This window comes from Brevibacterium sp. RIT 803 (assembly GCF_016892625.1).
Taxonomy (GTDB): domain Bacteria; phylum Actinomycetota; class Actinomycetes; order Actinomycetales; family Brevibacteriaceae; genus Brevibacterium.
On the sequence record NZ_JAFEMW010000002.1, the window covers coordinates 400,300 to 425,508 of the forward strand.

A 25,209-nucleotide genomic window follows, 5' to 3' on the forward strand; every position below is an offset into this window, starting at 1 on the left:
CGTATGGTCAGTACAATATTGATTCATGAGCACCAGGCGTCATCGTGATCGGCACGGCCGCGGACTGCGGTCCCCCCTGTTCCTGGCTGACGTCCCTGCGCGTCTGCGTCGGGCGGAGAGCTTTGCCCGTGTCGCGGCCGATGAGTTCGCCCGTTTCCGGGCACAGGAGCCGGCACTGCTCGCCGAGGTGGTGCTGGCCATTGATGCGGTTCCACCGGCGAGCTCCACCGAGCCCGCCTTCGGCCGAGTCTTTCCGGCCACCGCGAACAGGCACACGCACATCGTCCTCTACCGGCGAGTCATCGAATATCACAGCAGCGGCCAGAGGGACTCCCTCATCGCCGAAGTCGTCGCCGACCAGGTCGAGATCCTCAGGAATTCCTAACCGAGGCGGATGTCGCGGTAGGCCACCCCGGCAGGTGCCGGGGCCGGCTGCACCGCGGAAATCCCTGAGTCCGTGGTGACCACGTAGCTGGCGTGGACACCGTCGGACTGGGAACCTGAAGCGTTCTCACCGCTGATGACGATGGCGCGGACTGCGTCTGGGGAGACCTCGGCCGGGCTGTATTCGGTGGTGCCGGTGGGATTGAGGTCAATCGACTGGGCCTCAGTGAGCGAACCGTCGTCGAGCATGCCTCTCACCTGCACCTGCCCCTGCCCTGGTGAGAGGTACAGTCTTCCGGTGCCTGTGCGCGGCAGGGCCATGATCTGGGAGTCGGCGAGGGTGTCGGTGGCGTTGACGCTTCCGAAGTCCGCGCTGCCCTTCTTCCCGTCCTGACCGATGAATGCGCTGGCCTGAATGGCCTGGTCCGAATCGAGGACGACGCTTGTGGCGTCAAGATCGCCGAGGTCGGCCTCAGCGACTCCGTGTGCGACAACGGTCATCGATGAGCGGGGAAGGTCGATCTCCCCGTCTGGTCCATAGGCCTTGAGCGATACCTCTGCCAATTCATCGCCCGGGTTGGCCACGCGCAGGCGTGCGTCCTTTCCGTCGAGTCCGGTGACGACCTGCTGTGTATCGGCGTCTGCTCCGCTCGTGGCCAGGTCGATGCCTTTGGGGGTGAGACCGTCGAGCACGGTCTCCTGGAGGGAGCCGGCCACGACTCCCCCGTCGACGTTGACGTCGACGGCCAGCGATTGGGCTCCAGCGGCGAGACCACCCAATCGGATGGCTCGCTGCTTCCCGGCCTTGATGCTGACCTCTGTCGGCTCCCCGCGCTCTCCCGACGGTGTCATGAGTGTGACTTCAGCCTGCACGGGAACGTCGCCGGGATTGCTCAGCAACAACTGGGAGTTCGACCCCGCTGCACCGGAGCCAGCCAAGATCCGGAAGTTGCTCGCCGCCGAACCACAGGTCAGCGTCGCGAGCCCGGTGAGGTCTCCAGAGGTGCCTTCGACGGTTTCGACGCCAGTCGTCAGCGCCGGCGCCCCGGGCCGGGCGAACCCGGTGATGAGTTTGGTCTTGTCGATGGGATCGTCACCGGAGACGAAGCCGTCGGAACTGGGGTTGTCGAAGTTCGCCGACCCACCCAGATCCGCAACCTGGAGACGGGCCGCGGAGACCGAGCCGTCTGCAGCACTGATCGGTGCTGAGGCGGAGACGGCACGTGTGGATACGTTCGAGTCGTCGACGAACTCCGCGTCGGTGCCCTCTGCCTCATCATCGGTCAGGAGCGGACCGGGGCAGATCACACGGGTGTCGGCTGTCGGCATTCTGACCTGCTCGGGACTGCGGTCGAGTGTGCCCGGGGTCAGCGGAGTCAGGAATGAGGTCGTGGCGACGAGGACTCCCGGTACGGCGATCGCCGCGAAGGTCACGATACTGCGCATGTGTTTCATGACTTCGCCTCCACAGGATGCTCGGGTGCGGGTTGAGACTCCCGTTCGGATGTCGCCCGAGTCGTTCGCTCAGATTTCGCCCGAGTCGTTCGTGACCAGGCCCGTGTCTGGCGCTGAGACCCGAAGGGGATCGCGACGATGACGGTCAGAAGGGCGAGAATCCAGCCGATGATGACGCCTGGGGCGTAGAGCGACGAACCGTAGGTGAGTTCGACCTCGCCTCCGGAAGCGGGCAAGGAGTACTCGGAGGCCCAGTCGATCGTCGACTTCTCCGGCTTCGGCAGGTCGTTGCCATCGAGGCTGGCGGTGATGTTGTCGGAGCTGTCGGACACGATCAGGGTGCGTCCGTCCTCACCTGGAGCCACCTCGGCGGTGGTGCCGTGCATCGGTGCGGTGCTCATCGTACCGTCCGGTTCGCGCACGAGGAATCGGCCGCTGTAGGGGGTGTCGACCTGCCACAGGCGACCCGATTCGGTCGGACCGACCTGGACGACTCCGTCGGCGGCGGCCACCGAGTTCGTCAGATTCTTCGCATCCGAGTCGACGAGGACGAAGTCCACGCCCAACTGACCGAGGATGGTTCGGACGTCTCCGGCGTCATCGGCCGAGAGTGCCGCGGCGGCCTGAGCGATGAGCGTCTGGTCCTCGCTGATCGGCAGAGGTCTGCGCTCCCACGGCCAGCCACCGACTGCCTCGGCGGACCGGATGGTCGAGGTCCCGATAACGGTCCCATCGGCGGACGAGAGGAGGCGGGCACGGACTTCGCCGTCGACGACGTCGAGACGCAGCGTGCGGGCCTGAGCATCACCGGCAGCGCGGTCGGCGGCCAGCGCCGGGACGGTGCCGTGTTCCTGGGTGGTGACATTGTTCGCCGAGGTGGTGCTGGGTCCGGCGCTGACGATGATGAGTCCGACGGCGGCGATGGCCACGAGTCCGGACAGACCGCGCATGGGCAGTCGCCGGGAGTTCGTCGATTTCGTCGTCGTGGTCTGAGCCCCGAGCGTGAGCAGCATGATCGCGCCGAGGCTGAGCAGGGTCAGTCCCGCGGCAGGATAGGAGCCGATGAGGTGGAAGGGACCGGTTTGGGCCGGGATGAGGACCTGGACGGTGGCCAGCAGCAGACCTGCGAGATAGAGTCCCACGGCCCACATCAGGCGTGCAAGTCTGAGGTGAGCTTCGATGAGCGTGAGGAACGCGAGGAAGAGCATCGGCAGCACCAGAATCGGTGCCCACAGCTGGAGCATCCCCGGGCCGACGCCGTTGACGCCGACAGCGGACAGGAGATCGGCCAACCAGCTCATGTCGATCGTCGAGGGAAAGCCGACCGCGAGGAGGTAGCTGGGCGGTGCCGGTGGGGCCAGGGTCTGGCCGGGCATGACGAAGAGCGCACCCGGGGCGCTCACGAGGTCGACCAGCCAGGGCCACGCCAAGAACAGGGTCGGGGCCAACAGCCACAGGTGGCGCAGACCGCGCCCGGTGCTCACCAGCACCACGGTGAGGATGATGCCCAGAGGAAGCATCAGCGGCATGCCCGCGATCATCAGGAACAGCAGGAGTCCGGCAGCTGCGGCCGCGGCGATCGACCCTGTGCGCAGGCTGCGCCGCAGGATGATGACGAAGAGCGGCGCCGCAATCCAGACGAGGATCACACCGAGGCGGCCGTCGGAGAGCGCGGTGACGAAGAGCGGCGCCGCAATCCACAGCAGACCGGCGAATCCGCGGACCCATCTTCGCTTCACGATCGCGCCCGCGGCACGGTAGGCGGCGATGACGGCAAGGACCGGGGCGAGGAGGACCAGGGTCCGGGCCATGATGTCGACATGGCCCAGGAACGGAACACTGAAGGCAGCGAGGACCAACTGGTAGGGGTCGGCGGGAACGGCGGCACCGGTGGAGACGTCGAGGTGAGGACTGAGCAGTCGAGCGACGAGATCACCCATCGTCACGTCGGTGGATCCCAGTGCACCGCCGACCAGGTGGCCGGGGCCGAAGAGACGGAAGGAGACGAAGCCGCTCAGTGCCGCGGCCGCGAGGATGAGGTAGGTCAGGGGGCTGCGGAAGAGTCCCGAACCGCCGGTGACCTCGAGGCGTGAGAACGAGTCGATGGCCTCTTCCGTGTCACCGACCGGGTTGAGCTCGGTTTCGTCGATGTGGCCCGAGCGGCTGCCAGTGGCCGAATCGACCTGGGCCAGGCGGGCTTCCTCGGCGGAGTTCATGCTCCTGCGCTGGACGGCGAGTTCGTCTGGGTCCGCATAGAGCGGAGCCACATGGGAGTCGGTGGCGCGTTTGGCCAGGCGGTTGCGGCGAGCGTTGGACCGTCTCAGCCGTGAGGTGGTTCCGGCGTCGGAGACCAGCCCGAGCAGTGCGGAAAAGTACCAAGAGGCGGCTCGGACGTTGTTCGACAGGAGTCCTGCCAGGGTGTTCTTCAGCTGGGTGAGGATGAGGAGACAGAAGATGCCGAGGAATCCGGGGGTGGCGAGGCTGAGCCGGTAACGCTGTTCCGTCCGGATCTGAGATTTCGACAATGGCGGCAGTGGCGAAGAGCCCAGCTGGGCGGCCGAGTGTGCGGACACGGTGAGTCCGGCGCGTGGGGCGACGACGACTCGGCGGCCGAGATCGCGCAGTCGACGCGAGTATTCAAGGCCGCGATAGGCCACGCCGAGGACGCGTGAAGGAGCACCTATTCTTTCGAGCTCGGTGGTGGAGATGAGCATGCCGGGCAAGTCGAGGCCCAGTGTCTCCGATTGGCCGTCGCGCTGGCCCTGGTCGACCTCTCCGTCGGCAACCGGGTTGACCCTGGCTCCCGCCGAGGTAGTAGTAACTCCGGCGGAGACGATGTGGCCTCCATGCATGATCTTGGGACCGACAGCGGCGATCGATTCGGTTGCGCCGATGGCGTCGAGCAGCTCCTCGAGGCAATCGGGTTCCGGACGTGAGTCTGCGGTGAGGAACCACAGATGGGTGCTGTCGGCAATCTCGGGGAGTGCAAGTGCCTCTGTGACGGCAAGACCCCCGAGATCCACAACTGGGATCTCGGGGTAGGTCTTGCTCAGAGCTGTTTCGAGCTCAACCCTGCTGCTGTCATCGCCTGAGGCGAGGACAACGGTGACGGCAGGTTTCACACGACCTGTTTCTTCAGTCGGCGGCGTTCACGTTCAGACATACCGCCCCAGATTCCGAAGCGCTCGTCATTCGCCAGCGCGTATTCGAGGCAGTCTGACCGGACGTCGCACGAGGCACAGACACGTTTGGCCTCACGAGTCGATCCGCCCTTTTCGGGGAAGAACGCCTCGGGGTCGGTCTGAGCGCACAGCGCTTGGTCCTGCCAGGATAGCTCGCCGTCCTCGGCTGCCCCGAAGAGCAGCGAGAGCGGCGATACTGCGGAGTTGTCCGTGGGAAGCGGTGTCAGATCGTTCGGATCGATCGCCAATGGATCAGGCAGAGTATCCGGAGTACGGGCCCCTGGTTCGACGAACCAGTCTTCGGCACTTCGAGAAGTGACTCCAGGCACGACTGTGGAGAAGTCTTCCCTCTCCTGCCTTTTGCTCTGTGCGCTTTGCACGGTTTTCCCCTTTCTCACTCTCAGCTCACCTACCACTGCGAGCTCCGATTCCGGTAGCGTTCGAGGAGCTGAATGGTCTGGGTGCGACCGGCTCCCCGGATGGTTCCGGAGGTGAAGCTCGTGCTGACCGTATCAGCGTGGTGGATGCTCGAATCCGAGGATTCGTGCTAAGTGCGTTCCCCTGTTAACTATAAATTACACGCGTGTCATTACCGCCCCGTCAAGCCCTTGTGGAGTATTGCAGTGGGTACCAGCGGTTTAATCGAACACACCTTCACATACACACGCGCCGAGAACACCACATGTAGCGACCACTATCTGATATTGACACAACCTGTAGTGAGCGGCTGAGCAAATCTGGAGAATTTCGAAATCATTCGCCGTCAGTGGGAATATGGAGACATGAGAGTCGAATCACTCGCAATCGTCGCCCGATCCCCGTGTCCGCCCACTGAATCCGGGCGCCGAGGCGGCCCGACGACGATGGGGATGCGTCGATGAACGACCGACTGCTCACCGTGTATGCGCCTCCCGTCGAGGAGCCCATCGAAGCCGGTTCCGATCTGGCAGCGATCCTTGTCAACGCCCTGCGCCGGAATCGGATCGACCTCAAGGACGGCGACATCCTCGTCATCGCCTCGAAGGTGGTGTCCAAGGCCGATGGCCGAATGCGCAGTGTGAAGGACCGGTCGGAGTTCGAAGACCTCGTCAGAGATTCCTCGAATCATCTCGTTGCCGAACGGACCTATGCCTCCGGGTCGACCGTCCAGGTCGTGCGTACCAAATCAGGAACTGTGCAGGCGGCGGCCGGACTCGACCAGTCGAATTCGAGCGGCGCCGTCGTCCTCCACCCTCACGACAGCGATGCTTCGGCGCAGAAGCTGCGGCTGCGGGTCGAAGAGTCCTTTTCCGTGCGGATCGGGGTTGTCATCTCCGACACCATCTCGCGGCCCTGGAGGATCGGCGTCGGTGACTTCGCGCTCGGTCTCTCCGGGTTCTCGGGTCTCGACGATCAGCGTGGCAGACCAGATGACGATGGCCGGGTGCAATCGGTGACGGTGCGCGCGGTGGCCGATGAGATCGCTGCAGCGGCCGACCTCGTCAAGGGATCGTCGCGCGGATTGCCGATGGCACTCGTTCGCGGCGCCGGCGGATATCTCGACAACGGCCGAGCCGGGGCGAAGGCCCTGAGCCGTGACCTCGCGGAGGACTGGTTCCGCTATGGCCACGTCGAAGCCATCCACAGAGGCCTCGGGGTCACCGAACTGCCCGGCCGTGCCGCAGCCGGTGACAACAGTGATGACATCCTCGAACGCGTCTCACGCGCCATCCGCGTCGTCCGCGCTGGAGCTTCACGCACCCCCGGGCAGGCTGCGTGGCGGATGCACATCGAAGGGGCCGGCTCCCGGATCACCATGGCCCCCTCCGATTCTCCGGCGACGCCGCAGGCCGGTGGTCCTCCCCTGCTGGAGGCGATGGTCGGCCTCGGGTCTCTCGTCGAGCGCATGCACACTGCGCTCTTCGCCGAGGACCTCAGCGCGACCACGAAGTGGGAGTGGGCCGACGGAGAGCTCGGAGCGTTCCCCCGTGGGGTCCGGATCAATATCGGGCTCCTGTCCCCCTGAACATCGGGTTCCTGTCCCAGTGAACTCACCTTCACCATCGAGAAAGCAGGTCATCCCTCGTGGATCTATCCATCATCAGCCGCACCGGCGGACCCGTCCTCTTCTGGCGTGGCCCCGATTTCGACCGACTCGACCTCACCGGTCCAGTCGTGGCGAACTGGGTGAACAAGGGCGTCGGCCTCTTCGGCGACTACGACCTCGGCCCCGATTTCACGCTCTTCGTTCCGTTGCCTGCCGGACTGCACTGGCGAGAGCTCGTCGCCATTCTCAGCGTCCTCCTCGCCGACGGTCGAGTCGTGCTCGGCACGGACGGGTCACCGGCTCCGGATGGCGATTTCCACGCCTTCGTACCGCTGGGCCACGAGAACGACGAGCGACTGGCCGATGCCGAGGAGGTCTTCGTCTACAACCCACCAGCTCTGGCGCTGAGCACACCGGTCGATGAGGACTTCATCGACGTCAACTCAGCAATCCGCGCCTACCCGGACGTGACACCTCGGCGCCTCCATTCCACCGGGACTCTCATCGCCGGTGATCAGGAGGTCCAGTGGACCGACTCTCCCCGCGATTCCAGATCCGGCATCCTCGTCGCGAACTCAACCCCGGGCCCCGACGAATGGGCGACGTTCCTGGGCCATCTCCTTCGCGGAGGTGAGTCTGTGCTGGCCAACGGGATGGATGAGGCTCGCATTGCGGACCTGGCGGGCAGCCTCGGCGAGGTCCGTGGCAGACTGGGCGTATGGACAAAGTAGTTGATACTCCCGCTGAGGCGGTAGCCGATATTGCAGATGGATCATCGATCGCCGTGGGCGGTTTCGGTGTTGTGGGCGTGCCTGAGTTCCTGATTCGAGCGATCAAGGACCAGGGCGCCAAGGACCTCGAAGTGATCTCGAACAACGCCGGAGTCGACGGACGGGGCTTGGGCTTGCTGCTCGCCGACCACCGCCTCCGCCGGATCATCGCCTCCTATGTCGGTGAGAACAAGGAGTTCGCCCGCCAGTACCTCTCCGGCGAACTCGAGGTCGAGCTGACTCCGCAGGGCACCTTGGCGGAGAAGCTGCGCGCCGGCGGAGCCGGTATCCCGGCGTTCTACACCATCACCGGTGCCGGCACTCAGGTCGCCGACGGCGGCATGCCGTGGAAGTACGACGCCGAGGGCAATGTCGTCAAGGAGTCACCGGCCAAGGACACCCGAGTCTTCGACACCTTCGGTGAAGAGGAGGAATACGTCCTCGAGGAGTCACTGGCTCCCGACTACGCGCTCGTCCGTGCCGCCATCGGTGATCGTCATGGCAATCTTGTGTTCAACTCCTCGGCCAGGAACTTCAATCCCCCAGCCGCACAGTCGGCCCGGATCACCATCGCCGAGGTCGAGAAGCTCGTCGAGCCTGGAGAGATCGATCCCGATGACGTCCACGTTCCCGGCATCTTCGTCCACCGCGTCGTCGAGCTGACCGCGGAACAGGTAGCCGACAAGCCCATCGAAAAACGTACCGTTCGCGAAGCCTGAGGAGCCGAAATGTCATTGACAAGAAATCAGATGGCCGCCCGCGCAGCCCAGGAACTCGAAGACGGCAGCTACGTCAACCTGGGCATCGGAATGCCGACACTCGTGCCCAATTACCTGCCCGAGGGAGTCGACCTCGTTCTCCAGTCGGAGAACGGTCTCCTCGGCGTCGGGCCATACCCCACCGAGGACGAGGTCGATCCTGATCTCATCAACGCCGGCAAGGAGATCGTCACCATGCTCCCCGGGGCCTCTTACTTCGACTCTGCCGCCAGCTTCGGCATGATCCGCGGAGGCAAGGTCGATGCCGCGATCCTCGGCGCGATGCAGGTCGCCACGAACGGCGACATCGCAAACTGGATGATCCCCGGCAAGATGGTCAAGGGAATGGGCGGGGCCATGGACCTGGTCCACGGTGCCCAGCGCGTCATCGTCATCATGGACCATGTTGCCAAGGACGGCTCACACAAGCTGCTGTCGTCCTGTGAGCTGCCTCTCACGGGCAAGGGCGTCGTCAGCCGCGTCATCACCGACATCGCCGTGCTCGACGTCTCCGGAGACTCATTCACTCTCGTCGAACTGGCTCCCGGAGTCACCGTCGATGAGGTCAAGGAGAAGACCGGCGCCGAGGTGAACGTCCCAGACGACGTCCCCACCATCAGCGTCGACGCCGCCTGAGGCACTGAACGCTCCGGCAGCTTCGTACAGAGCCGTTGTGAGATACGGGGCCGTTCTGGGCCGATTCCTTTCGAGGAATTCGGTTCAGGGCGGCCTCTTTTATGTGCCGGGGAGCTTTCACCCGCGCGGATGAGCCGGTGCGTTGGTGCGCGCGACCGAATTCAGATGATCCCGGGGCCAGGGTGAGGCGTTCAGAGATTTCAATCCTGGGTGCACCAACAGTCGCCCAGACCAGCTCGAACGAGCCAGCCCAGGTGTTTCAGGCGAAGGGCAGCGAGGTGTCGAGTCCGGTGGTGGCCACGAACAGGTCTCCGTGGCCGTCTGCGGTCACTGTGGGCTCATTTGCCGCGATGAAAACGCTCTGGCCACGTGTGAGTGTCACAGTGGACCCGAGGGAGGTCAGAGTGATGCTTCCCGAGGTGCACAGGGCGATGCTCGCGCCTCGGCGCTCGACCTGTGTCAGTCGTGGGCACCGCAGCGACTGCAACGCAAAATCCTCGGTCGCGCCGAGGAGGATCCCGTCGCGGTCAGGTTCAACCATTCGAGGCTTGGCGGAGGCGAACTTCGCAACCTTTCCGAGTTCCGGAATGTCGATGTGCTTGTTCGTCAGTCCCCCGCGCAGAACATTGTCGCTCGAGGCCATGACCTCGATTCCGGTCCCGCCGAGGTAGGCGTGCAGCACACCTGACTCCATCGCCAAGGCTTCCCCAGGCTGCAGGTGGACGCGATTGAGCATGAGTGCCACAAGCACCCCAGGATCGGAAGGATAGTCAGCCACAAGCTCCTGGAAGGTCTCAGCAGGATCGACGGCTGTGCCCGAACGGCTGATGTGTCCCTCTGGCAGCTCTGCCAGATCCTGACCGGCGACCTCGTCCACGAACTCGGCGGACCTGGCGTCTCCGAGGACGAGCTCAACTGCCTTCGCGAAGGCCTTAGCCTCAGTCACGGACTTCAGAGCCGAGATCACCTCTCCGAGAAAGTCCAGGGAAGCCGGTGTCAGTGACAGGGACAGCAGACGTTCGAAGGTTGCACGCACGGCTCTGCGCGAACGGAATCCGGTCAGCGCGTGGAATTCGGTGAGGGCGTAGATGAGTTCCGGCTTGGCCGACGGGTCCTTGTAGTTGCGGGTCGAAGCGTCGAGATCGGGGCCTTCGGCCTCTTCCCGGGCGAACCCGATGGCCGCCTGCTCTGGATTCGGGTGAACCTGAATGGACAGTGCCTTCTGCGCGGAGAGGACTTTGAGCAGGAATGGCAGACGAGGCCCGAAGACCTGCAGCGAGTCGTGGCCCAACAGACCCTCTGGGTCACCAGCAAGGTATTCGATGAGATTGGGTCCAACGGTACTGCTGTCCGTCTTCACATCCAGCGATGACGATGCCCCCTGCTGCGCAGAGCGGTAGGCCGTGCGCTGCTGGTCAGACTGCCCTATGTCCAGACGGGAGGGGCTGAGGGGATGCGCTCCGAGCCAAAGCTCGGCGCAAGGAGTGCCGTCGGGCGCAGTTCCCAGGATCGCCGGGATCGCGTCCGTGCTGCCCCAAGCAAAATTCTTGACCGTGTTGTGCAATCGGCGCACTGTCTTGGTCCCCTTCGGCTGGACTGTTCGGATGAACACACATGCATCTGCCATGCGTGTTTCTCCACGTTAGCGCGTCCATCTTGACTCATCATGGTTTTCCCAGGCGGCTTCACTGACTGTTCAGTCAAGGACATCTGTTGTTCACCGCGTAGTTAGGGGCCCGTGGAGCGGCACATGAGGTTGACCGCACGAAACAGGCGGGCCAGCTGCAAGGAGAGTCTATGGATATCCGTGCCCAAGTCGCAGGTGAACCGGAACAGAAATGCCTCGCGGCCGGTTCTTTCCAGAACCGACCGCGAGGCATTCGAACTATCTGCCGAGAATTTCACGGCCGATGTCACCGTGGTGCCGTCAGCCGACTACGCGAATGACCTTCGCTCCACGATCGAGCATCCAGCTGTAGCTGCGCTTCGTGGTGTTCGTCCGGGTCGAGCCCGCATCGTACATCTGCCCCTTGGTCTCAGAGATGATGCCGATGTGGCCTGGGATCCAGATCATGTCGCCTGCTTTTGCCTCACTGGCAGGGATGACCGTGCCGGCGTTGCGCTGCTGGCTGGTTGTGCGCGGCAGTTTGATGCCGTGCTTGGCGTAGACGTACTGGGTGTAACCCGAGCAGTCCCAGCCCTTCGTCGGTGAGGTTCCGCCCCAGACGTACCTCACACCGAGGTGAGCTTTCGCCTCACTGACGATGGAGTCACGCTGAGCCTGGATCTTCTCAGCCTTTGACGGCTTGTCGTCCTTCTTGTCCTTTTTGTCGTCCTTGTCCTTGTTGTCGTCCTTGGACTTGTCGTCGTCCTTGGACTTATCGTCCTTCTTGTCATCCTTAGGCTTATCCGACTTGTCCTTGTCCTTCGACTTGTCGTCGTCCTTGGACTTATCGTCGTCCTTCGAATCCTTGGCGTCTTTGTCGTCTGTAGAACCTTCCCCGGAGTCTGCAGCCGAACCGCCATCGGTGGCGCTGTCCCCCGGTGGTGCCGACTCATCGGCACCACCGGAAGCATTGGCATCATCGGTGTCACCCGGACCATTGTCGTCGACTACGCCGCCTTCAATGGTTCCGGTGGGCGAGAACTCTGTGGTTCCATAGCCCTCGGCCCAGACGAGTCGGGCACCTTCGAACAGCTGCTCTCCTCGTCCGTCCTTGTACACCGGGTCCGACGCGGGGTAACCAAGGTGGCCCTTGACGGTACCTTTGTCACCCCAATAGTTCAGGAGCGTGCCGGTGGTGTAGTGAGCACCGGTGTCCTTCGACCAGTAGATCTTGCCCTTCTGGAACGACTGCGCCGATCCCCCGCCCTTCAGGCCGCCCTTCTCTTGCGAGGTGGGCAGGCCCAGCTGGGTGACAGCGTCACCCTTGTACGAGTTCTTGATCGCTCCGGTCAGGTGGTATGCACCGGTTTTCTTGGACCAGAAGACGTTGCCCTTCTCGTAGGAGCGAGCACGTGCTCCGTCAACGCCCTTGACATCGTGTTCCTTGCCAGTGGCCTTGCCGAGTTCCTTCTTGTGGTCAGCGGCGTACTTCTCGATCGCAGTCTTGGGCTTCGGCGTTGCCTTCTTGCCGTCGTCCTTCTTATCGTCCTTCTTCTTGTCGTCCTTCTTGTCGTCCTTCTTCTCATCGGACGGCAGATCGCCGGACTTCATGATGTCGGTGACAGTTGAACGGATCTCGCCCATCTTGGAATAGAAGGCGTCACCGGGGCAGCTGGTGTTCGCCAGGTCGCGGTGCGCGACGACGGTCGACTTGCTCGGCTTGACGCCATCGAGCGACAGCTTCCAGGCAATCGCCGAGGCGACAGCATCCCTGGTCTTCTTCGGCGGGGCCGACTTGTCATAGGAGCCGAGCACCGAGATGCCGAATGTACCGGAGTTGTGGCCGGCCACGTGAGCACCGATCACGGCCTTCTTGATGTCGCCGCCGCGTGCATGCCAGAGACGGCCGTACTTATCGGCGATCACGTTGTATCCGATGTCGTCCCAGCCTCGGCCCGACTGATGGTAGGACTGGATACCGCGCAGAACAGAGGGAACATCTTCAGCCGAGTAGCTGTTCGAACCAGCGGTGTGGTGAACGACAGCCTGCTTGACGCTGCTGGCGTAGTCGGGGCTGCCGTTGTATGCCTTGGCACCCCACGAATCGCGCGAGCCGATCTTCGGCTTCGGCACCTTGGCGGATTTGGCCACGTTGTTCGTGGACGAGGATCCCGGTACGTAGTTCTGATTGGTGACCGAGGCCTGACCTGATGCAGCCACAGTCTCGGTGCTCGCGGCGGCCTCAGTCGAGCCGGGTGTCGTCTCTGAAGTGTCTACTGCACTGTCGGACGGTTCGGAGCTCTGCGGCTCGATCTCTACCGGATCGTTCTCGGCTACGGCCGCAGCATCATTGGGATTCTGCTTCGGATCGACGAGAACGAGTTCGGCATCACTGGGTGCTTTGTCGCCCAGAATGCGCATCTGCACACCGGAGGCCCGGTTGACGGTGAACGGCTCGGAGCCTTCGTTCTTCGCCTGCTCCTGCTTCTCCTCGTCGAGCGACTCCCAGCTGCCCCAATCAGATCCGCTCTTGACGCGGATCTGGATGCGGATGTTGGACGTCGACTCGGAGAAGGTGAAGCCGATCAGGCTGGGGTTGTTGGACGGAACGTCGAGGACGTCGGAGATCAGCGCGATGTTGACGCCGTCTTCGGTCTTCTGACGCACCGAGCCCGAGATATCGTCGCTGTCCTTCGACTCCTCTGATGATTCAGAGTCCTCGGACTTCGCGTCCTCGGATGCGTCATCCTTCTTCTCGGAATCTTCAGTGGGTGCCGATGGGTCAGCCTTCGGGGTGGAGGCTTCCGATTCAGCGGCTTGGCTTTCACCCTCAGGTGCGGACAGTCCTGCAGAGACGGGGTTGACCGACCCTGTGGAACCGGCAGCAGCCGAGGCACCCGAACTCGCGTTGACGGCTGCTGGCACCTGCGTCGAGGCGGCAGCGGTCTGCGACTTGAAGATGTTCGGCAGGTTGCTGGTTGCGCTCTGGTTGGCGACGTTGGCAGAGGAGTCACTGGAATCACGGGCGCCGGGGACATTGAGTCCGTCTTCGCTCACGCTCAGCGCCTCTTGGGTCACTTCCGGCTCAGTCGACGCCGCGAAGGCAGTCGGTGCCGTGACCGCTAAGGTGCCGACGAGTGCGACTGAAGCGCAGCCCGCGACTGTGGGCAATAAGTATTTCATCGTTACAGCCTTTTCGAGGAAGTCAGGGAAGTTCAGGCCCTGGAATCATCTCACCGTTGGCAGGACGGTGGGTAATCCCAACATCTCAAAATTGTTACACATATACGGCGTGTCAGACTAGCCAAATAACAAAATAACCAAATTACACCGGTGTGGTTCCCAGTGTTTGCAAGGGACACACCGAGGGAAAGTTTTTCCCGAAATCCTGCGCATTTCCCTGCATCGCACGGCCGGCTCACAGGCTCGGCCGGGTGATCGACATCTCAGGGCACGTAGCAGATGGCTCTCTCTGCGCTCTCTTCGCCCTCGTCAGAGCCGCCTTCACTGCCACTCTGCGCGCTGATCCGGTTGGTGCTTCCCGCTGTGAGCCCACGGCTCGCATTCACCCCTGCAACGGCTCCGGACGTGTCGGCAGGAACACCCTGGGCGTCTTTGTCCTTCTCAGCGTCCTTGGATGATTTTTCGATCGTGTCCGCAATCAAGGACCTCGCGGCGTCGAAGTCAGGCTGTGATGGTGTCACGTTGGGCGGAGTGAGGTCAAGCGACTCGATCTTCTGCGACTTGACCTTCAGAGCCAGGTCCACGAAGTCGTCCACCTCTGAGGAGGGGATGTCCGTCGCCAGCGCACCTGGGGTGGCCTTGGCGATCTCCTGGTACCGAGTCAGAACAGTGGCGGGATCGAGTTGCTTGACCATCGCTGTCTGCACGCAGCGCTGCCGGACCATCCGCTCGTAGTCGCTGGAGAACTCACGTGAGCGGGCAAACCACAGAGCGTGGAAGCCGTCGAGTTTCTGCTTGCCCGGCTCGATCCACCCCTTGACCGGGCCATGCTCGCCTGTGTTGGGATCGACCTTCGATGAGATCGGCACCCGTTTACCCGAGACGAGGGTGATTCCGCCCAGGGAATCGATGAGGCTCTCGAATCCCTTGAGGTTGACCATGGCGAAGTACTGGACTTCGAGGCCGGTGATCGCCGAGGTGGCGTCCATCGTGGCCTGCTCACCTGCTCGTTTCGGGTTCTCGAACTCGTCCTTGTGTCGCTCACCTTGCTGGAAGACCGCGTTGAGCAGACACTCGTCGCCGCAGTTGTACCCCTGCGGGTAGTACTGGTGCAAAGGCGAGTCCTCTGGGAACGGCACGTTCTCCATATTGCGCGGAAGGCCGACGATGACCGTCTTGCCGGTCTTCGCATCGATCGAGACCAGAGACAGCGAATCCGGGCGGATGCCGGTGCGCCCCTCGCCTGCGTCTGAGCCGAGGAGAAGGATGTTGTAACGACCGTCGACGGGCTTTGATGCTTTCCCGGAGGCGAAGAGGTCAGCCATCAGTCCGCGCTGGGAGTCCAGCAGGGTCGTGCCCCAGGCCAGCGGGCCGACAACGACGAGGACCAGGGCGCAGAACGCGGCGAGGAAGCGTTTGCGTGCCCTCGCGGACAGTGTGACCAGCTTGATCCGGCGCAAGGTGTCGAAGAGGCACACAATCCAATTGACGGCGATGACCGGCAGCCAGATCGTGAGGAACGTCAGCAGGAAGGGATTCGTGCCGATAGTGAAGAGAAACTTCTTGTCGATGAGAATCACGATCAGAGCAATGATCGCGAGGATCCAGGTGATTGCGGTGATCGACAGCGAGACCTTGGCCCAGCGACGGGACCGGAACAGCAGCTGCACTCCCCCGGGAATGAGTACTGTGACGAGGAGAAGAATCCACGCCCGTACATCCCTCGTCGGCTGTGAAGCGTACGACGGGTGATGAATGGGGTCGACGTATCTCGTTTCGGCCACTGACCTACCTTTACCTCGCGCTCGTTGCTGTGATGGCCACCCGCGCGGCCCTGAGGCCTGCGGCGACACAGACTACTGTGCCAAACCTTCTGGAGAGTCCACTGTGTTCATCCATTGTGGCTCGTGCGAACCTGGGATTCCGGCACATTTGCTCTGCGCATGTCGCGTCATCGCAGGTGTACTTGATCACAGCCACGCGATCCGTGGGCCCAGTGTGGGTACGCAGGCTCGAAGACGGCCACCGCCCGTCAGCGATGGCCGTCTTCTTCGAAGCCTGGTCTCTCACCGCCGAGGCGGGCCTGGCCTCAGCCGATGAGCTTGCGACCCATCACCATGCGCTGGATCTGGTTGGTGCCTTCGTAGATCTGTGTGATCTTCGCATCACGCATCATCCGCTCGACAGGATGATCGACGACATAACCGGCACCGCCGAGAAGCTGCACGGCATCGGTCGTGATCTCCATGGCTGCGTCCGAGGCGAAGGCCTTCGCTGCGGCTCCGAAATAGGTGAGGTCGTCGTCGAAGCGCTGGCTCTTGGCCGCAGCGGTGTAGGTCAGCGAACGCGCAGCTTCGAGCTTCATCCCCATATCCGCGAGCATGAACTGGACTCCCTGGTTCGAGGCGATGCTCTTGCCGAACTGCTGGCGTTCCTTCACGTAGTTCACCGCGTAGTCCAAAGCGCCCTGTGCGATGCCGACGGCCTGTGCGGCGATCGTCACGCGAGTGTGATCCAGAGTCCGCAGAGCGATCTTCAGTCCTTCACCGGGGTCACCGATGATGCGGTCGCCGGGCAGACGCACATTGTCGAAGAGGAGTTCGCGCGTCGGCGATCCCTTGATGCCCAGCTTGCGTTCCTTCTCACCGAAGGTGAATCCCTCATCGGACTTTTCGACGACGAAGGCGGAGATGTTGCGCCCGCGCGCACCGTCCGGGTCCGTCACGGCCATGACGGTGTAGTAGTCGGAGACTCCGGCGTTCGTGATCCAGGTCTTGACACCGTTGAGGATCCAGTCGTCGCCATCGGCCACTGCGCGTGTCTTCATCGAGGCCGTATCGGATCCGGCTTCGCGCTCTGAGAGCCCGTAGGAGAATCCGGCCTCACCGCGAGCAACCTGCGGGAAGTACTTCGCTTTGATCTCCTCGCTGCCGCCGAGCTGGACAGGCATGCTGCCGAGCTTGTTCACGGCCGGGATCAGCGAAGACGAAGCACATCCACGTGCGACCTCTTCGATGATGATGGCCACTGCCAGCGCGTCAGCGCCCATTCCGCCGTGTTCCTCGGGGATGTGGGCGGCGAAGAAGTCGGTCTCGACCAGAGCGTCATGGGCTTCCTGCGGGTAGCGGGAATCGGCGTCAACCTCGGCGGCAAAGGGAGTGATCTTCTTCTCGACGACGTTGCGCACTGCGGCGCGGATCTCTTCGTGTTCTTCGCTGGGCTGGTAGAGGTCGAACATCATTCTCCTATTACTGATCGATCGTTAAGTACTCCCATTATCGCCGCAGTGCCTGCCCTTTGTCGAGAGCGACCTGCCGCAGCTGGGTCCGATGCTCGTCGAGTCGACCGCGGATCGCCGCCGCTGCTTCGGTGTCACCGGCGCCGAGGATTCGGGCGGCGAGGAGTCCTGCATTCTTGGCTCCGCCGATCGAGACGGTGGCCACCGGGACGCCTCCGGGCATCTGCACGATCGAGAGCAGGGAGTCCATGCCGTCGAGGTATTTCAGCGGGACGGGAACGCCGATGACGGGCAGCGAGGTCATCGACGCGATCATTCCGGGCAAGTGGGCCGCTCCCCCGGCACCGGCGATGATGACGCGCAGGCCGCGGCCTGCGGCGGTCTTGGCCCACTCGACCATGTCCTCGGGCATGCGGTGGGCAGAGACGACCTCAGCCGTCGAGCCGATGCCCAGCTCGTCGAGGGCCTCGGCTGCGGCCTTCATCGTCGGCCAGTCCGAGTCCGATCCCATGACGATTCCGACGACAGCGGAGTCTGATTCCGCTGTGCCCGATTCCGCAGCTCCCGGCGCCGAGGCGGTTCCCACGCTCCGATTGGCTGCGGAGTTCTCCTTGCCAGTTGAGTCGTCGTCATTCGTTGGAGGCATACCAGGCCCTTTCGTCGCTGGAGGTGGCGGCAGTGCCAGCGGAGTCATCGGCAGATGGCGTCGTGTTTGCGTCGAGATCTGCTGGGGCCGGCATCTGCGGATGCGGGTTGACGTCGATGCCGGCGATGAAGTCCGCAGCATGACGGGCGCGAGCCAGTACGAGTTCCGCGTCCTGCCCGTAGGCGTTGACATGGCCGACCTTACGGCCCGGGCGAACGCCCTTGCCGTAGAGGTGGACCTTGACCGCAGGGTCGTGGGCCATCACATGCAGATAGGGGTGGTAGAGGTCGTCGTGGTCGGCGCCGAGGATGTTGACCATCACAGAGACGTCCTCACGGGCCGCAGGGCTGCCCAGGGGCAGGTCGAGGACCGCGCGAAGATGCTGTTCGAACTGGCTGGTGACGGCCCCATCCTGGGTCCAGTGACCGGTATTGTGGGGACGCATCGCAAATTCGTTGATGAGGAAGCCATCGGCGGTCTCGAAGAGCTCCATCGCCATCACACCGGTGACGTCGAGGGCGCCGGCGACCTTGAGAATCGCCTCGGTGATCTCTCTGGATTTGCCTGCTGCCAGTCCTGGTGCGGGAGCAATGGCTTCTTTGCACACACCGTTCTGCTGCCAGGTCTCAACGACGGGCCACACCGCAGTCTGGCCCATCGGGGAGCGTCCGACCATGACGGCGAGCTCGCGGGTGAAGTCCACCTTCTCCTCGGCGAGCAGCTGCCCGACCTCGTCGAGCCAGGTTACGGCCTCATCAATGGAGTCGATGACACGCACACCCTTGCCGTCATAGCCACCGCGAGGCGTCTTGAGGATGAAGGGGAATCCGACTCGCTGTGCGAATGATTCGACATCGGTGCGCGAGGTGATCTCTGCCCAGGCCGGGTTCGGCAGGCCGAGTTCATCCATTCTCCTGCGCATGAGGATCTTGTCCTGCGCAAAGATGAGGGCCTGCGGTCCCGGGCGGACGGCATGGCCCGCCTCGGCGAGAGCCTGCAGATGTTCGGGAGGAACATGCTCATGGTCGAAGGTCACCACGTCGACCGTCTCGGCGAAGGCCTTGAGGGTCGCGAAGTCCGTATAGTCTCCGACGCTCACCTCATTGATGACCTGGGTGGCCGGGGCATCAGCGGTCTCGGCGAGGACCGAGAAGCGGATGCCGAGGGCTTCTGCGGCAGGGGCAAGCATACGTGCCAATTGGCCGCCGCCAATGACACCAACACGAGGAAAAGTCACGTTCGCCATCCTATCGTCCGCCGCGGACATGAGGCGCACAGGTTCAGCATGCGAGTCCCGCCCTCAGTCGGAGAGTCGCAGCCGCCACAGTGAGGTGACCTCGGCACCGCGAGCCCTGTGGAGTTCGTCCCCGGTATCCGAGGCACGGGGGTGGCGCGGGGTCGTATCGTGGCGATCGTGGACTCGCAGGCGGGCAGCGGTGATGCGCTCGAGCAGTTCCTCCCGGGTCCGCAGGCCAAGATGCTCGGCAAGATCGGACAGAATCAGCCATCCCTCGCCCGCAGGGCTCAGATGCGCAGCCAGCCCGTCGATGAAGCGGTGGAGCACATCGGATCCCGGGTCGTAGATGCCGGCCTCGAGGGCAGACGTCGGACGGGCAGGCAGCCACGGCGGGTTGCACACGATGAGGTCCGCGCGTCCCTGCGGGAAGAGATCGGCCTCGACCACCTCGGCGCACGAAGCGAGACCGAGGCGGTCCAGATTCTCTTGGGCACACGTCACCGCACGCGGATTGATGTCCGTGGCCACGACCCGTTCGACACCGCGTCGCAACAGCACAGCGGCGAGGACGCCGGTGCCAGTGCCGAGGTCGAAGGCCGTCTTCGGTGCGGACGACTTCGGGGCAGAAGAGTTCGCCGCGGGTGACTTCGGTGCGGAGGAGCTGCCGGTGCCGGACTCGGGAAACGGCGTCTGGGCGACGAGGTCGACGTACTCGCCGCGGATCGGAGAGAATACGCCGTATCTCGGGTGGATGTCCTCGCCGAGGGCGGGGATGGCCACGCCCTTGAGCTGCCACTGGTAGGCGCTGAGCACCCCGTTCAACTCGGTCAGCGAGACGCACATCGGACCCGTCGACGGGCCGTAGGCGGCCTCGCAGGCCACGCTCACATCGGGAGCACGGCGCAGGTTCAGCAAGTGGTCGCCGTCGAGTTCGACGATCAGCGCGCCAAGCAGACGGGCTCGTTGAGCAATGTAGCGACGCTGCGCTTCGAAGGCAGCTGCACCGCTGAGGCCTCCCGCATCGCTCGGTCCTCCAGCATCGCCGCCGCCCGGGTTGCCCAGCTTGCGGCCAGTGCGCTTGCCGGCTCCATGTTCGCCGCCGCGGCGGGCACTGTGGCGTTTGAAGCGGCGGTCCATCGCCTGCAGCAGCTGACGGCCGTTGTGATAGTCCCCGCGCCACAGCAGCCCGGTCCCCGATCGGGCCAGCCTGTAGGCGGCATCGGCAGTGATGTCGTCGCTGATGACCGTCACCTGAGCCGGGGCGGCCGACAGGTTCTCCGAATGCCAGGTCGCCGATCGTAGGGATCCGTCCTCGGTCCAGCGAAGTGCGGTCGCCGACGATCCGGGTTCTGTCACTGTGGGTTCCCCAATGCGCTGCTCGTCGAAAGGCTCCGTTCATCACACAACTCTGTTCACGGACCCGACTCACACCACGAGCAGGGGAATGCGGAGTTCGCGTTCCGTCGTCGACCCGTGGTGGCCGATGAGCGCGATCGCGGAGGCGGATTCGTTGTCCGAGTCGACGATGGCGAATTCGTCCTGGCAGATGACCATGAAGTCCCCGATGCGCTGGCGGAAGCGGGGGTCGACAGGACCGAAGTAGCCGCGCCGGATGGCCTCATCGCGGCTGAGGATGAGCGCCCTGTCCCCCACTGTCTCGGTCCACGCCGAGTAGACGTCAGCCTCGGCGCCCTGATCGGCATAGAGGTGCACGGCGCGCGGTTCGCCGCCGACATGCCTGACACCCTGCCGCAGTTCAGGAGCATCGGCAAGGTCGAGACGTCGGTTGTGGTCGATGTCGACCATGCCGTGATCAGCGGTGACGATCATCGTCGAATCAGCCGGCAGACCGTTGGCCAGCTGCGACAGTGCCAGGTCGACGTGTTCGAGCTCTTCGGTCCACTGCAGGGAGTTCGATCCGTGGACGTGGCCCGTCTTGTCGAGGTTGCCCCAGTAGAGGTAGACCAGCCGACGGCCGGGAGCCTTCGCCTCTTCGATGGCCTGAGCGCAGCGTTGTTCGAGCGTCTTCGATGCCCGGAACCGGCCCCCACGCAGGGAAGCCCGGTTCAGGCCGCGACCGGCGAACTTCGCCTCGCCGAGGCTGACCACGTCGACCTCGGCCGCGGTGAGTCGTTCGAACAGGGTCGCATCGGGCACCCAGGCAACCGGGTCGACGTCGAGGTCCCAGGTCAGTTGGTTGAACACAGCGTCTTTGGCTGGGTCGAGGACGCGGTATCCGACGACGCCGTGGCCACCGGGCAGTCGCCCTGTGGCCAACGAGGACAAGGAGTTCGCGGTCGTCGAGGGGAACCCAGTGGACAGGGTCCGTCGTGAGGCCGCCAGAGATCGGAAGAATGGAGTGTAGCCGCTGTACTGCTTGAGCTGACTCTCCCCCATACCGTCGATGAGGACGACGATCGTCGTCCTCGAGTCCCGGTCAAGGCCCAGCGACTGAGCCCGAGCGCGCGCGGAGTCATCGAAGATGTCCCCCGCGCCGAGGCTGAGGGCCGCGGCGGGAACCACGTCGGAGAGGATGGGCCCGGAGTAGTCGGGTGGCCCCGTCAGGGGTGAAGTGCTCGCATCTGCCATCAGCGGCGAGACCGCAGCCTGGCGTGGAACACCGCGGCACGCAGCTTTCCGGCGAATTCTCCGATGCGATCAACTGCTGCCTGGCCTTCGGCCTCGGCGGACACGCGCAGCATGACGTCTTCAGAGAAGATGGATCCGCCGTAGCCGTGATCGGCCGCGCAATCCGGGTCACCACAGGTCTCCGGGAAGGCTTCTATGCGTCGAGAGGCGCCCCATGACATGGTCAGAGACACCTCGACAGGCTTGTCGCCGGGAATGAACGCAGCTGGGTCGGCAAACGTCCGGCCGACCATGACGGTGCCGAGGCGCTCGAGTTCGATGTCTTCGCTGCTCGTCACGGCTCGAGGTTTGGAACCGGGTGCAGCGTTCGGGTCATCGTCGACGTGAGCAAGCAGCAGTCGTGTCTCGGTGAGCACGAAGGCGGTGACGTGACGATGGATGGATTCGATGTCGACATGTGTGTCGATGTGAACGAAATGAGCGAGCACCGGTTCGTCGAACAGAGAATCAGCCAGAATCCCCTGTGTGAGCTGTGGGTAGTATCCGGCCGACTGCAGATCGTGAACGAGAACTTCGGGTAGAGCCATGACTCCCATTGTGCCGTACTCGCCCGACTCTTCCCACTTCGCCCCATTCCTTCGGCTCCCGCTCTGCGACCTTGCAGGTCTTGTACGGCCTGGGACTCTCGCCATCCGCTTATGCTGGGAACATGGAAAACTATCCTTCCGAGTGGGAAGCCGATGTCGTCCTGCGCGATGGTGGCACCGCCCATCTGCGTCCGATTGTCCCTGGCGATGCCGATGCACTCTCGAAGATGCATGAGGCCCAGTCGCCCGAGTCCATCTACCTGCGTTTCTTCGCCCCGCTGCCCAGGTTGCCCAAACGCGATCTTGACCGGTTCGTCACCGTTGACCATCACGACCGAGTGGCCATGATCATGCTGGTCGGATCCGATATCATCGGCGTCGGCCGCTTCGACAAGATCTCAGCCACCTCCGCCGAGGTGGCCTTCAATATCGCCGATGCCCACCAGGGCCGCGGCATCGGTTCGATCCTCCTTGAGCATCTCGCCGCCGCAGCCCGGGATCTGGGGATCCGCAGATTCACCGCCGAGGTGCTGCCTCAGAACCGATCGATGCTGCAGGTCTTCCAGGCCGCCGGCTACGAGGTCTCCCGTGGTTTCGACGACGGCGTCGTGGCCGTGAACTTCGACATCGACCCGACGGCACGGTCGATCGAGGTGCAGGCTTCTCGGGAGCATCGCGCCGAGGCACTGAGCGTGCGCACGGTCCTCCACCCCACCTCGGTGGTGGTCATCGGCGCCAGCCGCAAACGCAATTCCACCGGCCATCTCCTGATCCGCAACATCACCGCGGCGAAGTTCACCGGCGACCTCTGGGTCGTCCACCCGGAAGTGGACCAGATCGCCGGAGTCCAGGCGTATCCGAGCCTGGATGATCTGCCCGGCAAGGCAGACCTCGCCGTGATCGCGGTGCCTGCGGAGTCCGCCACCGAGGTGGTCCAGGAGTGCGCGGCCCACGGGGTGAAAGCGGTCCTCGTCATCTCCTCGGGATTCGCCGAGACCGGTGAGGCCGGGGCCGAGCTGCAGCGCCAGATGGTCTCCACCGCCCGCGCCTACGGGATGCGTGTGGTCGGCCCGAACTCGTTCGGCCTCGTCAACGAGTCCGAGAACATCTCGCTGAACACATCGCTGGCCCCGTTCCTGCCGGCATCGGGCACGCTCGGCCTGTTCAGCCAGTCGGGCGCGCTGGGCACCGCACTGCTGGCGGCGGCGAAGAAGCGTGGACTCGGCATCTCCACATTCGTCTCCGCTGGCAATCGCGCTGATCTCTCCGGCAACGACGTCCTCCAATACTGGGAGGAGGATCCGGCGACGAAGACCGTCGGCCTCTACCTCGAATCGATCGGCAACCCGCGGAAGTTCGCGCGCATCGCCCGCCGAGTCTCACGCGTCAAACCAGTCATCGTCATCAAGTCCGACCTCACCGGCCGTGAGCTGCCGCCCGGGCACATCGTGCGGACCTCGTCTCTGGCTCCGAACACTCTCGACCAGGTGCTTGGTCAGGCCGGCGTGATCAGGGCCGATACCATCCACCAGCTCTTCGACCTCGCCCAGGTGTTCTCGACCCAGACCCTGCCCGCGGGCAGGCGTCTGGGAGTCGTCGGCAACTCGGCGGCGATGGCCACACTCGTCATCCAGCGGGCTCGCTCTGAGGGGCTGCACGTCGAAGCCGACCCTGTGTCTCTGCACCCGGAGGTCGAGGCAGAGACGTTCCGGGACGAGCTCGAGGCGATGTATGCCCGCGATGACATCGACTCCGTGATCGTCACCTTCACTCCTTCAGCCGGAGCAGAGGAATCCGAGATCGCGGCTCACCTCGCCGAGGCGGCGGCGCGTTCGAAGAAGACAACCGTGGCCTGCTTCCTCGGCATCCAAGGTGTCCAGGATGAGCTGACCACTCACCTCAGCGACAGCGAAGGCAAACGGAACTCGCACACCGTACCCAGCTACGTCGGCCCCGAGGATGCCGTCTGGTCCCTGGCCAGAGCCACCGACTACGCCCGCTGGCGAAGCGCTGACCACGGTCGTTTCCTTGAGGTCGAAGACCTCGACGACAAGGGCGTGCGCACGATCATCGAATCGGCACTCTCTGAGGCCCAGGCGGGCCGGCCCGTTCGGCTCGAGCGGGATCAGGCTCGGGCTCTGCTGTCCTGCTACGGGATCGAGGTGCTGCCCCACATCACCGCTGCCTCGGTGGACGAAGCCCTGTCCGCTGCCGATGACATCGGCTATCCGGTCGCGCTCAAGGCTGTATCGAACACCCTGCGCCATCGGATGGAGCTGGGCGGTGTGCGACTGAACATCGACTCACCGGAGGAGCTGCGCGAGGACTTCCACGCGATCCAGGAGACCATCAGCTCCTTACTCGTCGACGAGGACCCACTGGTCGACGTTCAGGCCATGGCTCCCCCAGGAGTGCCCTGCGTCATCCGTGCCGGCGAGGACCGGCTGCTGGGGCCGCTGCTGTCGTTCTCCCTGGCCGGGGATACGACGGAGCTGCTCGGCGATGTCGAGCATCGCGTGGCCCCGTTGACGGACAAAGATGCTGAGGACATGATCCGATCGGTCAAGTCCTCGCCGAGGCTGTTCGGCTATCGGGGTCTGCCGCCGGTGAATATCGATCCCCTCAAGGATGTGCTCGAACGCCTGTCGGTGCTCGTCGAGAGGCACCCGCAGATCCTCGAGCTCGAAATCCACCCCATGGTCGCCACCGTGACAGACGGGCATCTTCTGAGTGTGCGGATAGATCTGCTCACCGATTCCACACGGATCGATTCAACGCGGAGACTGCTGAGCTGACACGCCCGGGAAATTCAGATACGGCCCATTTAGTGAGAACCGACTGTCAGTTTGGCGAGTCTTATACCAATTCTTCTCTATTGCAGGTAGTGTCTGTATCCGTTCGGCACGAAACGT

General features: G+C 63.7%; 18 protein-coding genes. 6 read left to right on the forward strand and 12 right to left on the reverse strand.

Features of this window, described 5'->3' with window-relative positions:
- Positions 1 to 25 precede the first annotated feature (25 nt).
- On the forward strand, positions 26 to 385 hold the full coding sequence (locus JTF07_RS09175) for a metallopeptidase family protein (protein ID WP_204233946.1): 360 nt from the start codon (positions 26 to 28) through the stop codon (positions 383 to 385).
- Here the strand turns inward: JTF07_RS09175 and JTF07_RS09180 are convergent.
- Genes JTF07_RS09180 through JTF07_RS20635 form a run of 3 tightly spaced genes read right to left on the reverse strand, consistent with a single transcriptional unit; the run spans position 382 to position 5,401 of the window.
- Positions 382 to 1,839 carry a DUF5719 family protein gene (locus tag JTF07_RS09180; RefSeq protein WP_204233947.1) on the reverse strand — a complete coding sequence of 486 codons (1,458 nt, stop codon included), beginning with the start codon at positions 1,837 to 1,839 and terminating at the stop codon, positions 382 to 384. The two genes, JTF07_RS09175 and JTF07_RS09180, sit on opposite strands and share 4 nt — an antisense overlap.
- Positions 1,836 to 4,961: a glycosyltransferase family 2 protein gene (locus tag JTF07_RS09185; protein ID WP_204233948.1), complete on the reverse strand. Its 3,126-nt coding sequence runs from the start codon at positions 4,959 to 4,961 to the stop codon at positions 1,836 to 1,838. The genes JTF07_RS09180 and JTF07_RS09185 overlap by 4 nt, the downstream gene beginning before the upstream one ends.
- Complete coding sequence (locus JTF07_RS20635) at positions 4,958 to 5,401, reverse strand: WhiB family transcriptional regulator (protein ID WP_269465931.1); 444 nt, start codon at positions 5,399 to 5,401, stop codon at positions 4,958 to 4,960. The genes JTF07_RS09185 and JTF07_RS20635 overlap by 4 nt, the downstream gene beginning before the upstream one ends.
- 497 nt (positions 5,402 to 5,898) lie before the next feature.
- Between JTF07_RS20635 and JTF07_RS09195 the strand changes: the two genes are divergently transcribed.
- Genes JTF07_RS09195 through JTF07_RS09210 form a run of 4 tightly spaced genes read left to right on the forward strand, consistent with a single transcriptional unit; the run spans position 5,899 to position 9,211 of the window.
- Positions 5,899 to 7,026 (forward strand): coenzyme F420-0:L-glutamate ligase, encoded by a 1,128-nt coding sequence (locus tag JTF07_RS09195; protein ID WP_204233949.1) that lies wholly within the window; start codon positions 5,899 to 5,901, stop codon positions 7,024 to 7,026.
- 59 nt (positions 7,027 to 7,085) lie between these two features.
- Entirely contained in the window at positions 7,086 to 7,778 is a 693-nt protein-coding gene (locus tag JTF07_RS09200) for a hypothetical protein (RefSeq protein WP_204233950.1), read from the forward strand.
- The gene (locus JTF07_RS09205; RefSeq protein WP_143921222.1) at positions 7,766 to 8,536 is read left to right on the forward strand and encodes a CoA transferase subunit A; all 771 of its coding nucleotides are present in this window, start codon (positions 7,766 to 7,768) and stop codon (positions 8,534 to 8,536) included. The genes JTF07_RS09200 and JTF07_RS09205 overlap by 13 nt, the downstream gene beginning before the upstream one ends.
- Before the next feature lie 9 nt (positions 8,537 to 8,545).
- Complete coding sequence (locus tag JTF07_RS09210) at positions 8,546 to 9,211, forward strand: CoA transferase subunit B (RefSeq protein ID WP_204233951.1); 666 nt, start codon at positions 8,546 to 8,548, stop codon at positions 9,209 to 9,211.
- 259 nt (positions 9,212 to 9,470) lie between these two features.
- Here JTF07_RS09210 and manA read toward each other — a convergent pair whose 3' ends face one another.
- From manA to JTF07_RS09255, 9 genes are all read right to left on the reverse strand, one after another.
- Positions 9,471 to 10,838 carry a mannose-6-phosphate isomerase, class I gene (manA, locus tag JTF07_RS09215; RefSeq protein ID WP_213018718.1) on the reverse strand — a complete coding sequence of 456 codons (1,368 nt, stop codon included), beginning with the start codon at positions 10,836 to 10,838 and terminating at the stop codon, positions 9,471 to 9,473.
- Between the two features lie 300 nt (positions 10,839 to 11,138).
- Entirely contained in the window at positions 11,139 to 14,000 is a 2,862-nt protein-coding gene (locus JTF07_RS09220; protein WP_252199650.1) for an NlpC/P60 family protein, read from the reverse strand.
- A gap of 263 nt (positions 14,001 to 14,263) precedes the next feature.
- On the reverse strand, positions 14,264 to 15,784 hold the full coding sequence (locus JTF07_RS09225; RefSeq protein WP_204233952.1) for an LCP family protein: 1,521 nt from the start codon (positions 15,782 to 15,784) through the stop codon (positions 14,264 to 14,266).
- Positions 15,785 to 16,089: 305 nt separating this feature from the next.
- A complete protein-coding gene (locus JTF07_RS09230) occupies positions 16,090 to 17,238 on the reverse strand; it encodes an acyl-CoA dehydrogenase family protein (protein ID WP_286672947.1) in 1,149 nt (382 codons plus the stop codon).
- Between the two features lie 37 nt (positions 17,239 to 17,275).
- Positions 17,276 to 17,749 carry a 5-(carboxyamino)imidazole ribonucleotide mutase gene (gene purE, locus JTF07_RS09235; RefSeq protein WP_204234189.1) on the reverse strand — a complete coding sequence of 158 codons (474 nt, stop codon included), beginning with the start codon at positions 17,747 to 17,749 and terminating at the stop codon, positions 17,276 to 17,278.
- Positions 17,750 to 17,867: 118 nt separating this feature from the next.
- The gene (locus JTF07_RS09240) at positions 17,868 to 19,130 is read right to left on the reverse strand and encodes a 5-(carboxyamino)imidazole ribonucleotide synthase (RefSeq protein ID WP_252199651.1); all 1,263 of its coding nucleotides are present in this window, start codon (positions 19,128 to 19,130) and stop codon (positions 17,868 to 17,870) included.
- Between the two features lie 54 nt (positions 19,131 to 19,184).
- Positions 19,185 to 20,477: a methyltransferase gene (locus tag JTF07_RS09245; RefSeq protein WP_204233954.1), complete on the reverse strand. Its 1,293-nt coding sequence runs from the start codon at positions 20,475 to 20,477 to the stop codon at positions 19,185 to 19,187.
- A 69-nt stretch (positions 20,478 to 20,546) separates the two neighbouring features.
- The gene (locus tag JTF07_RS09250) at positions 20,547 to 21,710 is read right to left on the reverse strand and encodes an alkaline phosphatase family protein (protein WP_204233955.1); all 1,164 of its coding nucleotides are present in this window, start codon (positions 21,708 to 21,710) and stop codon (positions 20,547 to 20,549) included.
- Positions 21,710 to 22,297: a DUF5998 family protein gene (locus JTF07_RS09255; RefSeq protein ID WP_204233956.1), complete on the reverse strand. Its 588-nt coding sequence runs from the start codon at positions 22,295 to 22,297 to the stop codon at positions 21,710 to 21,712. Before JTF07_RS09255 ends, JTF07_RS09250 begins: the two co-directional genes overlap by 1 nt.
- A gap of 122 nt (positions 22,298 to 22,419) precedes the next feature.
- Between JTF07_RS09255 and JTF07_RS09260 the strand changes: the two genes are divergently transcribed.
- Entirely contained in the window at positions 22,420 to 25,092 is a 2,673-nt protein-coding gene (locus JTF07_RS09260; RefSeq protein WP_204233957.1) for a bifunctional acetate--CoA ligase family protein/GNAT family N-acetyltransferase, read from the forward strand.
- Positions 25,093 to 25,209 lie beyond the last annotated feature (117 nt).

Coding starts and splice junctions, on each gene's coding strand:
- JTF07_RS09175 (WP_204233946.1), top strand. CDS start 26: ATGAGCACCAGGCGTCATCGTGATCGGCACGGCCGCGGACTGCGGTCC.
- JTF07_RS09180 (WP_204233947.1), bottom strand. CDS start 1,839: ATGAAACACATGCGCAGTATCGTGACCTTCGCGGCGATCGCCGTACCG.
- JTF07_RS09195 (WP_204233949.1), top strand. CDS start 5,899: ATGAACGACCGACTGCTCACCGTGTATGCGCCTCCCGTCGAGGAGCCC.
- JTF07_RS09205 (WP_143921222.1), top strand. CDS start 7,766: ATGGACAAAGTAGTTGATACTCCCGCTGAGGCGGTAGCCGATATTGCA.
- JTF07_RS09210 (WP_204233951.1), top strand. CDS start 8,546: ATGTCATTGACAAGAAATCAGATGGCCGCCCGCGCAGCCCAGGAACTC.
- manA (WP_213018718.1), bottom strand. CDS start 10,838: ATGGCAGATGCATGTGTGTTCATCCGAACAGTCCAGCCGAAGGGGACC.
- JTF07_RS09220 (WP_252199650.1), bottom strand. CDS start 14,000: ATGAAATACTTATTGCCCACAGTCGCGGGCTGCGCTTCAGTCGCACTC.
- JTF07_RS09230 (WP_286672947.1), bottom strand. CDS start 17,238: ATGTTCGACCTCTACCAGCCCAGCGAAGAACACGAAGAGATCCGCGCC.
- purE (WP_204234189.1), bottom strand. CDS start 17,749: ATGGGATCGGACTCGGACTGGCCGACGATGAAGGCCGCAGCCGAGGCC.
- JTF07_RS09240 (WP_252199651.1), bottom strand. CDS start 19,130: ATGGCGAACGTGACTTTTCCTCGTGTTGGTGTCATTGGCGGCGGCCAA.
- JTF07_RS09250 (WP_204233955.1), bottom strand. CDS start 21,710: ATGGCAGATGCGAGCACTTCACCCCTGACGGGGCCACCCGACTACTCC.
- JTF07_RS09255 (WP_204233956.1), bottom strand. CDS start 22,297: ATGGCTCTACCCGAAGTTCTCGTTCACGATCTGCAGTCGGCCGGATAC.
- JTF07_RS09260 (WP_204233957.1), top strand. CDS start 22,420: ATGGAAAACTATCCTTCCGAGTGGGAAGCCGATGTCGTCCTGCGCGAT.